Raw genomic sequence first — 10428 nt, 5'->3', positions numbered from 1 at the left:
CCGTCGCGTGAAATGAACGGTCAGACACCAGTCCGGAAAACGCGAGGCCCCTCAGCGGAACCTCTCGTGCGGCCCGACGCGGCGTCGCCGTGAGGCAGCGCTCCCGGACGGCGCCGTCGGTGACCCGGTAGGCGGCGGACTGGGTGGCGGTTGCGTCGCGGGCAGAGGCAGACGCGTGTGCGTGGCCGGGTGCCCGCCCACCCCCACGCCGTGCGGCCTCAGCGCGCAACGGCGCTCAGACGTGCCGCACGGGGATGGTCCTGGTGCCCGCCTTCTCCTCCGGGACCGGAACCTTGATGGTCAGGACTCCGTCCTTGTATTCCGCGGTCGCCTCATCCCCCTTGGCCCCGGCCGGCAGCCGGACGGAACGGGTGAACGTGCCGTAGCGGAACTCCGTGTGGTGCTTCTCCTCAGTCTCTTCGGTGCGCTCGGCCCGCAGGGTGAGCAGACCTTCCGTGATGGTGATCTCGACGTCCTTCGCGGGGTCGATGCCCGGGAGCTCGGCCCGCAGCTCGTACGTCCCCTCGGTCAGGCGCTCCTCGACGCGGATGCCGTGGGTTCCCGGAACGGTGTGCGCCGCAGGGAACCCGCCCTCGACCCAGCCGAACAGGTCGGGAAGAGTCGGCCAGCCGGGCAGTCTCTCGATCATGCCGCTCATGTCACCCTCCCTTCTTCCCACTTCCATCGTCACGCCCTGGTGCAGGGTGCGCCTGGGCCGAACGGCCCTCTGGGAGACCCGGTCGGCCCTTTGCCGCACGGTGAGCTCGTCGCGCGGTGCCGGCGGCTCCGGACGGTCGTGCGGGCGAGCCGTCGTCGGGAGGATCCAGGTCGAGATCGGGGCGGCGACGCGGTCCCAGCAGCTCGCGGTCCTTGAGCAGGTCGGACCGGCTGACGATGCCCTTCAGCACGCCCTCGCCGTCGACGACCGGCGGTAACTCGACCCCGCAGTGCGCAACGCTCCGCGCAGTCTGTGCGGGCGTGTGGTGTGCCTGGGCGGCGACGGCCGGCCGTCGCCCCGCGCCGGGCGGCCACGACGGGCGGGTCATGACATCGCTCACGATGCTCGGAGTGCCGGACATGGCGTCCTCCGGCGGAGTCGGGTGGGGTCGGCGCTCCAGCCCGGGACAGCGGACCCGACTGGGCGAGTAGGTGTACAGGAGAACGACGCCCCGTGCGGCTCGTACTCGGGTGGCAGTGGGGCACGGGAAGAAGGCCGCGCGGCACATCGACGCCTATCCGCGCGCCACTTCGCACGAGCCGGGGGCCAAGCACGCGCCGGCGGACTTCGAGCGAGTCGGCACCTGGTATTTCTCGGACGCGCCGACGCCGCAGCAGCCCCGGCTCGAACTGGCCCGCCGCGTCTCGACGTTCGACGAGGTGGTGCAGGTGCCCGGGCTCGACGAGTTCAACGCCCTGCTCGAGGCCCAACGCTGCCCTGCGGGAACTGCTTCGAGTGAGACAACTGCTACGGCTTCTGCCCGGACAACGCGATCACAAAGCCGAAGCAGGGCAAGGGGTTCGCGATCGACCTGGACCACTGCAAGGGATGCGGGCCGTGTGTGGCGGAGTACCCGTCCGGGCGATGGACACGGTGCCGGAGGAGTGACGGTCCGGTCAGCCGTGCGCGGTGAGTGATGCGAGGGCGGCGTCCAGGCGGCGGGTGGCCTCCTCGGCGACCGGGCGCAGGGCGTCGAGCTCAGTGAGGGTAACCATCGTGTTCGGGTCCAGGACCTGTACGGCGGTGCGCTCCCCGTCGGCGCGGACGACCACGTTGCAAGGCAGCAGGAGGCCGATGGAGCGGTCGGTCTCCAGGGCCCGGTGGGCGAGCGGCGGGTTGCAGGCGCCGAGGATGACGTAGTCCTCCATGTCGTGATCGAGCTTGGCCTTGAGCGTGGCCGTGACGTCGATCTCGGTCAGGATGCCGAAGCCCTGGGCGGAGAGGGCGTCACGTACGCGGTGGACGGCGGTGGCAAAGTCGGTGTCGAGGTGCACGGTGCGGTCGTAGCGCATGGCGGGGTCTTCCTGGTCGGTTCACGCGGGGGCGGGTGTCGCGCTGCTGTCAGGCCAGTGACAGAAACAGCTTCTCCAGGCGGGCGCGCATCTGCGCGGTGTCCTCGCCGTTCTTCCGGCCGGACTCGATGTCGGTCACACACTGCTCCAGCCCCGTGGCGATGATCGCGAAACCGGCCCGGTCCAGCGCCCGCGAGGCGGCGGCGAGTTGTGTGACGACCTCCTCGCAGTCACGGCCCTCCTCGATCATCCGGATCACACCGGAGATCTGTCCTTGCGCCCGGCGCAGCCGGTTGAGCACGGCCTTGAGGTCCGCACCTTCGAGTTCGAGTTCCACTATCGCTCCCGGATAAATACCCCGGTGGGTATTGTACGCCCGACGCATCGACACCCGGCCGGGTTCACTCCGGACAGACCGGCGGCACCGGGAACCAGCGCATGTCCACCCACACCGGCATCCACGACTGAGCGGCCCGAGCCGTCAGCTGGCGTCGTTCCCGGGGCCGCGCTCCGCGAGCGCGGCGTGGGCGAGGAGGCGGCGCGCGATCTCGCGCGCCTCGTCCGGGGTCAGTGCCGCCCATACTCCCGGCTCACCGCCCTGGTCCCGGCCCACGTCCAGGGCGACCCGGCTGATCGGCCGGTCCGTTGACGCGAGCCTCAGGCACCTCACCGTGATCCGCCGGCCGCAAGTCGTCACCAAAGGCGCGTCGCCGGCCGTGGGCGACCGCCCTTCTCGCACCGTCACCATCGGTCTCACACCCTCCTTGGGGGACAGGCCCTCGGCTTCCTCCCCTTCGGGCGACACGTCCTCGGTGCCGTATACCCAACGGGGTATTAGGGGCAGCGCCCGCGACGCCTCGATTGTTCCCATATCCCGTGGCTCCTGGAGCGATGTCGGTGATCAGGACGATGCTTCCGGCGACGGCGCACCTGGCGCTCCAGATCCCAGCGTTCGGGGCCCCGGGTGGGCGGGCCGCCGGCGCCTTCCCAAGCCAGGATGCCGCCGTCGAGGACGCGCAGATTGGGCAGTCCGGCCTCGGCGAGGGCCAGTTCGGCCTGCGCGGCGCGGGCGCCGGAGCGACAGATGAGGACGACGTCCTCGTCGAGGTGTGCAGCGGGGCGGGGCACGTTGACCGAGCCGCGCACGTGTCCGGCGGCGAAGTCCTGCGGGGAACGGGCGTCGACCACGACCGCTCCGGCCGCGCGTCGGTCCATGAACTCCGCCACGGACAGCGGCCTGGGCAGGGCGACAGGTCGAACAGGCCATGCTCCTTGCGGTTGAGGATGGCGTCGTAGACGAAGTAGGCGGGTGCGGCAGACTGCCCCGCGGTCACCAACTCGACGAACCTTTCCTCGCCCATGGGCCGGCAGGCGTAGTTGGCGGCGCGCTGCTGCCCGATGGTGGACTGCCGCTGGGTGGAGAGGTTCTTGCCGAAGGCAGACCCGGCGCCGTGCGCGGGGAAGACCCGGACGGCGTCGGGCAGTGCCATCAGATTTTGCTGGACGCTGTCGTAGAGCATCCGGCCGAGTTCGTCGGCGGCGACGCCGATCGAGGCGAGCAGGTCGGGCCGGCCGATGTCGCCGATGAAGAGGGCGTCGCCCGTGCGAACGCCGTAGGGGACGGTGTCGTCGGCGTGCTCGCCGACAACGCGGGAACCGGGCGTCCCCAGCGCGACCGCCGTCGGCCTGAGGCGGGCCCAGCACGGGCAAAGTGGCCCGCCCTGCCCTTCCGGAGAGGCCACACAAGGACTTCCCATCCGCCGATGTGCCTCGTGGGCCGGGTTTCAGCCTGGCACCGCGCACCGTGCCCCGACAGGACCGAAGGGCCCGCAAGAGAGGCCCGATGGACCCATGCGCCCAGTGCCGCCTACTGCTCTTCCGCCGCCAGTGGCACCCGCCACACCAGCGTGCTGCCGCCGCCCTCGGGAGTGATCACCTCCAGCTCACCGCCCAACTGCTGAGCCCGCTCGGCCAAGTTGGCCAGGCCGCTGCGGCGCCCCTCGGCCGGGATGCCCACGCCGTTGTCGGACACCGTCAGCCGCACCTCACGGCCGTCGGTCTGCAGCGCGACGTCGGCACGGTCGGCGCGGGCGTGCCGCCCGACGTTGGTCAGGGCTTCGGAGAGCACGGCCACCACATGGTCGGCGATCTCCCGAGGCACGTCGGTGTCCACCAGGCCCTCCATGCGCACGCTGGGCGCGAAGCCCAGCACGGTGGCGGCGTCACCGGCCGCCCGGACCACCCTGGCCCGCAGCCCGGTCCGGGAGTCGCCGTCGCGGGCGCGCAGGCCGAAAATCGTCGAGCGGATGATCTTGATGGTCTCGTCCAGATCGTCCACCGCCCGTGCCACGCGGTCCGAGGCCTCCTTGTGCTCGATGAAGCGGCCGGTACTCTGCAACGTCATACCCGTCGCGAACAGCCGCTGGATCGCGAGGTCGTGCAGGTCCCGGGCGATCCGGTCGCGGTCCTGCAGCAGGGCGATCTGCTCCGCGTCCTCGCGGCGCTCGGCAAGCTCCATGGCGATCGCGGCCTGCGCGGCGAAGCCCCGAAGTGGCTCGATCTCCTTCTCGGAAAACACCGTGCGCCCCTCCTCGCGCACCAGCAGCACGACGCCGCGTACCCCGTCGCCCGCCCCGATGGGCACGGCCACGGCGGCCCCGAGCCCGTCGAATCGGGGCGAGGCGGACGGCACACGCTCATCGCGGGTGACGTCCGGGCTGGTGACGGGAGTGGTGGTGGAGAAGGCCTGGCCGATCAGGCTCTCGTTCATGGGCAGCACGAGCCCGCGATGGGCCTCGGCGCTCTGCCCGACAGCCAGTTCCACCCTCAGCGCTTCGGTGTCCTCCAGAGGCACGGCGACCACGGCGAGCGCCGCCCCGGTGATCTCCCTGGCGCGTTCGGCGATCATGCCGAGGGCCTCGCCACGCTTGCTGCCGGACATCAGGCTCTGGGTGAGTTCCGCGTTGGCCTGCAGCCAGCGTTCCCGCAGCCGGGACTCCTCGTAGAGTCGAGCGTTGTCGATGGCGACGCCCGCCGCCACGGCCAAGGTCGACAGGACCGACTCGTCTTCCTCGTCGAACTGCGCCCCGCCCCGCTTCTCGGTCAGGTACAGATTGCCGAAGACCTGGTCGCGGACCCTGATGGGGACGCCGAGGAAGGTGTTCATCGGCGGGTGGTGCGCCGGGAAGCCATACGAGGCGGGGTGCTCGGAGATCTTCGTCAACCGCAGTGGCTCGGGGTGGCGGATCAGCTCGCCCAGGATGCCGTGGCCCTCCGGATAGTGGCCGATGCCGGCGATCTGCTCCTCGTCGACCCCTACCGTGTGGAAGGCGGACAGCCGCTTACCGTCGGAGCCGATCACACCGAGCGCGGCATACTGCGCGTCAACAAGCACGGCCGCGGCCTCCACGATGCTGTGCAGCGCCTGTTCGAGATCCAGCTCCCGGCCGACCGAAAGCACCGCCTCCAGGAGGCTGTGCACCCGGTCACGCGTGCCGCGGGCCGCGTCCAGGCGGGCCTGCAGCTCCTCCAGCAGCTCGTCCAGCTTCAGCTGCGGCAGCCGTACACGGGCCTCCCCGGCCTGCTCCTGGCTCTCCACCGGTGATCCTCCACGTCCCGTCCACACGCCCACAGCCGACCGTTACGGTCAAGTGCCACGGTAACGGTCGGGGGCGGGGGACGGTACGGGATCAGCCATGGTGGCCGGGCGTGATACCAGTCAGCCACGCGGCAGCCGGGCGGCGACGTACTCGGTGAGGTCCAGCAGCCGGTTGGTATAGCCCCACTCGTTGTCGTACCAGGCCAACACCTTCACCAGCTCGCCGTTCGCCTGGGCAGCGGGGCGTCCAGGACGCAGGATGCGGCGTCGCCCATGATGTCGCGGGAGACGATCGGGGCGTCGGGCACCCGCAGCACTCCCATGAGCGGTCCGTCGGCGGCTTCGCGGAACGCTGCGTTGATCTCCTCGGGGGTGACCGGCCGTTCGAGGACCACGCTCAGATCGGTCAGCGAGCCGTCCTCGACAGGCACGCGTACGGCGATGCCGTCCAGGGTCCCGGCCAGCTCCGGCAGGACCAGACCGACGGCGCGGGCGGCTCCGGTGGAGGTAGGGATGATGTTGAGGCGGCGCTGCGGCCGCGGCGCAGGTCTGTGCGCGGCCCGTCGAGGACGACTTGGTCGTTGGTGTAGCCGTGGATAGTGGTCATCAGCCCCTTGGCGATGCCGAAGTGCTCGTCGAGGACCTTCACCATGGGGGCCACGCAGTTGGTGGTGCAGGAGGTGTTCGAGACGACGTGGTCGCTCTGCGGGTCACACGTTCCCTCGTTGACGCCCATCACCACGGTGGCGTCGACGTCCTTGCCCGGCGCGGAGAGCAGCACCTTGCGAGCGCCCGCCCTCAGGTGCCGGCCGGCCTGTTCCCGGGTGCGGAAACGGCCGGTCGACTCGATGACGATGCCGAGGTCGCCCCAGGCCAGCGCGGCGGGGTCGCGCTCGGCGGTCACGGCGATGCGGCGACCGTCTCCAGCGCATAATCCAGTGCCGCCGGCGAGGTGATGTCGTTGACCGCCACGGCCTCCACCGGGGTTCCGGCGGCGGTCTCCGCGCGCTCCAGTACGCAGCGCAGGTAGTTGCGGCCGATCCGACCGAATCCGTTGATGCCCACGCGCACGCTCATGTCCGTCGTCCTCCCGATCGGTGTCCGGTGCGCTGCCAGGCTCCGATCTGCGGACCCGGTGCGGGAGCGGCCGTACAGGGCTGAGGTACGGGAGGTCCGGCCCCACCTGCGTCGCTGGCGGACCGCCCGTCAGTGGCCCTGTTCCTTCAGCCGGTCCTGGGCCTGGGTGGCGATGACTGCAGCCTGGATGCGCCGTTCGACGCCCAGCTTGGCCAACAGACGGGAGATGTGGTTCTTGACGGTCTTCTCCGCGAGGAAGAGGCGCTGACCGATCTGCCGATTGGTCAATCCTTCGCCGATCAGGGCGAGGATCTCCCGCTCCCGGTCCGTGAGGCCGGGCAGAGCGTCCGGCTCCTCCTCCTGCTCCCGCCCGTGGCGCAGCCGTTCCATCAGTTTGGTGGTGGCGCTCGGGTCGAGCAGGGACTGGCCCCGGGCGAGGGTCCGCACGGCCGACACCAGGTCTGAGCCCTGGATCTGCTTCAGCACGTATCCCGAGGCACCGGCCATGATCGAGTCCAGCAGGGCCTCCTCATCGTCGAACGAGGTAAGCATCAAGCAGGCCAGCTCCGGCATCCGCGAGCGCAGTTCCCGGCACACGGCCACGCCGTTGCCGTCAGGCAGACGCACGTCGAGCACCGCGACCTGGGGGCGCAGCGCGGGCACCCGCACCAGGGCCTGTGCCGCGGTGCCGGCCTCGCCTATCACGGTGATGTCCGGCTCGTCGTTCAGCAGGTCGTGCACTCCTCGCCGTACCACCTCGTGATCGTCCAGCAGGAAGACCCGGATCGGGCCGTCGGTGCCGGGCGGTCCACCCTCCGTCGTCGGATGCTCCTCGTCCTGTGATCCGCGTGCGCGTTTCGAGTACCCGTAACGACGGAGATCCTTCTCGCTTCCTCGTCTTCGGGCCAGGGCCGGACGGCCCTTGATTCGGCTCTGCCGTGCGGGATGCCAACGCTTGCCCGTCATGCGACCCACTCCCTCCGATCAGGGGGCTCCACCTTCCTGCGCGGACCGGCTCGGCCTCAGGGCCATCCGGCCCCGCGGCGCGGACCGTGGGTCCTGTTCGACTGTGCGAGTGGGGCGTCGACGGCGAGGTGCGGGTCACCCGAACCGCGGCACGTCGAGGAACCATGGTCGGCGGCGGCCGGGATACAGGTGGGCAACGCCCTGGTGGTCGTGCACGCCCGCGAGGCGACAGCCCACGAACTCGCGGACCGCCTCCAGGACCGGTTCCGCGGCCAGGCCGACCGTGCGGCGCACAGGGGCGCGGCGAGGCGCAGGTCGGCGACGCCGCCGCCGTGGCGTAGAGGGGCAGGACACTCCGGACGTTTCGGGCCACGAGGGGGTCGGACAGAATTGGCAGGACGCTTAGCCAGGGTCGGGTCCAGTCCCCCACGGCGCCGATCGAGGTGGCATGCGTGCGGGCCAAGTGCCGCGCAGGCTCGATCCCGCGCGAGCCAGTCCACTGCCCCATGCGGAACCCGCACCGTCGTGCGGACTGGTCACACGCGAAACCGGTACGACAGTGCCGGTCTTCCGCGGAGCCGCCCCCACGCGGCGTCGGCCCCGACGCACCCCTCCGACAGGACGCCCGGCCACCGGCGAGGGCCGAACGGCCCTAGCGTCCGCGGAGACGCCGCGGTTCGAATGATCTGATCGAACAGCAACCCACACATGAAGTCGCCTCACCCGACCAGCGGCCACCACGGTCTTGAGCCGCGTGACGGACCAGGTGAGCCCGTCGGAGACATCAACCAGTGAGAGACGAACAGCTACGGAAACCCTCCATGGCCCGCGACAACACCCTGCCGGTCGCCCCAGGACCGCGCCGGAGCATCAACCTCGACGGTGCCGAAGCGCTGCGGCTCCTGGGCAGCGTGTCCTTCGGCCGGATCGCCTTCACCCAACACGCCCTGCCGACGATCCGCCCGGTCAACCACGTCCTGGATGACGGTGACATCGTCATCCGCACCCACGAGGGAGCGGCCCTGACGTCACGGGCCCGGAACGCGAGCGCGCCGGGGGTGGTCGTGGCGTACGAGGCCGACGCCATCGACCCTGACAGGCACCTCGGCTGGAGCGTGGTGGTCACCGGCTACGCCCACCTCGTGACCGACGCCCGCGATCTGGCCCGCTACCAGGACTTGCTGCATCCCTGGGTGGGACAGGCCATGGACTATGCGGTCCGGATCCGCCCCGGCCTGGTCACCGGAGTCCGGCTCGCGCCCGCCGAGTCGTGATCCGTCGCCCCGATCCGTCGTGCGGCACCACCGCGACCGGTGCGGTCGCGCGATGGAGCACTTCGTGCGTCACGGGGCCGATGTGCGGTCCGACCAACGCGTGACGGCGCCTGCGCCCGAGGACGACCAGCGAGCCGTCTCGGGAGGCGTCCGCCAAATGGGCGCCCGGCCTGCCGACGACGGCCTCCTCAGCCACCTCGACGCCGGGGAACTTCTCCCGCCACGGACGCAATGTCTCGGTTCAGGATCCCCTTGGCCTCCATGACCGGCTGGTCCGTCTCCCCCGCCCACGGAGACGGTGCCGCGTTCCAGCCGTGCACGACCCGCAGCCTGGTGGCGCGCCGCGCGGCCGCGTCGAAGGCCAACTCGAGAACCATCCCGTCGGCATGCTCCCGCAAGTGCAGGCCCAGTACGGCGTCGCGATACGGGGTGCCCGCGCAGGCGCTCCCGCCGGTGTCCGCCCGGTGTTCGTCCGCGACACCGGCTCCGGCGCGGACGAGGACGACAAGTCCCTCGGCCCGGCCCACCACGGCCAGTGCCACGGAGCCGAAGAAACGTCCGGCGGCCCGCCCGAGCCCTCGCGACCCCAACACCAGAACCTCGGCCTTTCGCGCGGCAAACGACAGGACCGCCGCGGGCTGTCCGGCGAGCTGCTCGGCGGTGATTCGGAGACCGGGGTGACGGTACGTCAAGGATACTTCGGCGTCGTGCAGCATGCGGGCGGACCGGTCCTCGCCCGGCATCGCCACGGCCTCCGCCGCGAACGGCTCGTAGGCGTACGGCTGTTGTTCCCCGGCGTGCACGACACGCAGCGGAACCGCCCGCAGGCGTGCCTCGCAGGCTGCCCAGTCGGCAGCGGCGAGGCTCTCTGGGGAGCCGTCGAGGCCGACGGTGACGGGCCGGGACATGAGGGGCCTCCTTCGGTGTGTGACCCCACACTTGTGTCCCGAGCTCCGTGCCAGGAGGGCCCACAAGTCCCTGAGTGCAGCCGATCGGCCTTTGCGACGGCCGTCCTGACGGACGTGGACGTGTCTGAGGAGCCAGTGGCACCGGAGCAACAGGGTGTATGCCGCTCAGCCGGTCGTCGGTACCAGCACCACCGGGCAGTGGGAATGGTGCAGCAGGGTGTGGGCGACCGGGCCGAGCTGCGGTCCCAGCCCACTCGCGCGTCGGTGTGCGCCGATGACGACCACGGCGGACTCACGCGTGGCGTCCACCAGGGCGTGCCCCGGTCCGGTGCGCACCGTGCGGGTCTCGACGTCGACGTCGGGGTGTTCCTCCCACAGTCGGACCAGGCTGAAGCGCGGTACGGCCTCCTCGGCCCGGTCGTCCTGGACGAGCTGCCGTTGCCCGGGACTCGTCGCGGGGATCAGCGAGGGCAGTTCGGGGGTGATGTGCCGGTGGGTCGAGTGCAGGACCCGCAGCCGGACACCGCGCCGCTGCGCCTCGTGGAAGGCGTAGGAGGCCGCGTCGGAGTCGGAGTCGCTCTCCAGGCCCAGCAGG

11 protein-coding genes and 2 pseudogenes are annotated in these 10428 nt (G+C 71.0%); 1 reads left to right on the top strand and 12 read right to left on the bottom strand.

The features are described from left to right. Positions 1 to 235: 235 nt before the first annotated feature. The 9 genes and pseudogenes from ACFU95_RS50250 to ACFU95_RS50210 all read right to left on the bottom strand — a co-directional run bounded on the left by ACFU95_RS50250 (position 236) and on the right by ACFU95_RS50210 (position 7945). A complete protein-coding gene (locus tag ACFU95_RS50250) occupies positions 236 to 658 on the bottom strand; it encodes an Hsp20/alpha crystallin family protein (RefSeq protein ID WP_383844422.1) in 423 nt (140 codons plus the stop codon). A gap of 956 nt (positions 659 to 1614) precedes the next feature. Then, positions 1615 to 2010 carry a DUF302 domain-containing protein gene (locus tag ACFU95_RS50245; protein WP_383844419.1) on the bottom strand — a complete coding sequence of 132 codons (396 nt, stop codon included), beginning with the start codon at positions 2008 to 2010 and terminating at the stop codon, positions 1615 to 1617. A gap of 49 nt (positions 2011 to 2059) precedes the next feature. After that, complete coding sequence (locus ACFU95_RS50240) at positions 2060 to 2347, bottom strand: metal-sensitive transcriptional regulator (protein WP_383844416.1); 288 nt, start codon at positions 2345 to 2347, stop codon at positions 2060 to 2062. Positions 2348 to 2491: 144 nt separating this feature from the next. Continuing rightward, complete coding sequence (locus ACFU95_RS50235; protein ID WP_383844413.1) at positions 2492 to 2758, bottom strand: hypothetical protein; 267 nt, start codon at positions 2756 to 2758, stop codon at positions 2492 to 2494. 86 nt (positions 2759 to 2844) lie between these two features. Then, a pseudogene (locus ACFU95_RS50230) lies at positions 2845 to 3659 on the bottom strand (rhodanese-like domain-containing protein); the annotation flags it as partial. 218 nt (positions 3660 to 3877) lie between these two features. Next, positions 3878 to 5608: a GAF domain-containing protein gene (locus ACFU95_RS50225; RefSeq protein WP_383844410.1), complete on the bottom strand. Its 1731-nt coding sequence runs from the start codon at positions 5606 to 5608 to the stop codon at positions 3878 to 3880. A 120-nt stretch (positions 5609 to 5728) separates the two neighbouring features. Next, positions 5729 to 6685 (bottom strand): annotated as a pseudogene (locus ACFU95_RS50220) (type I glyceraldehyde-3-phosphate dehydrogenase). Positions 6686 to 6814: 129 nt separating this feature from the next. Next, complete coding sequence (locus ACFU95_RS50215; RefSeq protein ID WP_383844407.1) at positions 6815 to 7651, bottom strand: response regulator; 837 nt, start codon at positions 7649 to 7651, stop codon at positions 6815 to 6817. A gap of 135 nt (positions 7652 to 7786) precedes the next feature. After that, positions 7787 to 7945 (bottom strand): hypothetical protein, encoded by a 159-nt coding sequence (locus ACFU95_RS50210; protein ID WP_383844405.1) that lies wholly within the window; start codon positions 7943 to 7945, stop codon positions 7787 to 7789. A gap of 527 nt (positions 7946 to 8472) precedes the next feature. On the opposite strand from ACFU95_RS50210, the gene ACFU95_RS50205 reads away from it, so the two are divergent. Next, on the top strand, positions 8473 to 8925 hold the full coding sequence (locus ACFU95_RS50205) for a pyridoxamine 5'-phosphate oxidase family protein (protein ID WP_383844402.1): 453 nt from the start codon (positions 8473 to 8475) through the stop codon (positions 8923 to 8925). Here ACFU95_RS50205 and ACFU95_RS50200 read toward each other — a convergent pair. The 3 genes from ACFU95_RS50200 to ACFU95_RS50190 form a co-directional block, all read right to left on the bottom strand. After that, a complete protein-coding gene (locus ACFU95_RS50200) occupies positions 8891 to 9121 on the bottom strand; it encodes a universal stress protein (RefSeq protein WP_383844399.1) in 231 nt (76 codons plus the stop codon). The genes ACFU95_RS50205 and ACFU95_RS50200 overlap by 35 nt on opposite strands. Further along, the gene (locus ACFU95_RS50195; protein ID WP_383844396.1) at positions 9114 to 9833 is read right to left on the bottom strand and encodes a universal stress protein; all 720 of its coding nucleotides are present in this window, start codon (positions 9831 to 9833) and stop codon (positions 9114 to 9116) included. Before ACFU95_RS50195 ends, ACFU95_RS50200 begins: the two co-directional genes overlap by 8 nt. 165 nt (positions 9834 to 9998) lie before the next feature. Beyond that, on the bottom strand, positions 9999 to 10428 hold a 430-nt coding region (locus tag ACFU95_RS50190; RefSeq protein ID WP_383844393.1), incomplete at its 5' end, for a universal stress protein.

This window comes from Streptomyces sp. NPDC057623 (assembly GCF_042800355.1).
Classification (GTDB): domain Bacteria; phylum Actinomycetota; class Actinomycetes; order Streptomycetales; family Streptomycetaceae; genus Streptomyces.
This window is presented reverse-complemented; position numbering and strand designations above follow the sequence as displayed.

Coding starts and splice junctions, on each gene's coding strand:
- ACFU95_RS50235 (WP_383844413.1), bottom strand. CDS start 2,758: ATGGTGACGGTGCGAGAAGGGCGGTCGCCCACGGCCGGCGACGCGCCT.
- ACFU95_RS50215 (WP_383844407.1), bottom strand. CDS start 7,651: ATGACGGGCAAGCGTTGGCATCCCGCACGGCAGAGCCGAATCAAGGGC.
- ACFU95_RS50195 (WP_383844396.1), bottom strand. CDS start 9,833: ATGTCCCGGCCCGTCACCGTCGGCCTCGACGGCTCCCCAGAGAGCCTC.
- ACFU95_RS50245 (WP_383844419.1), bottom strand. CDS start 2,010: ATGCGCTACGACCGCACCGTGCACCTCGACACCGACTTTGCCACCGCC.
- ACFU95_RS50205 (WP_383844402.1), top strand. CDS start 8,473: ATGGCCCGCGACAACACCCTGCCGGTCGCCCCAGGACCGCGCCGGAGC.
- ACFU95_RS50250 (WP_383844422.1), bottom strand. CDS start 658: ATGAGCGGCATGATCGAGAGACTGCCCGGCTGGCCGACTCTTCCCGAC.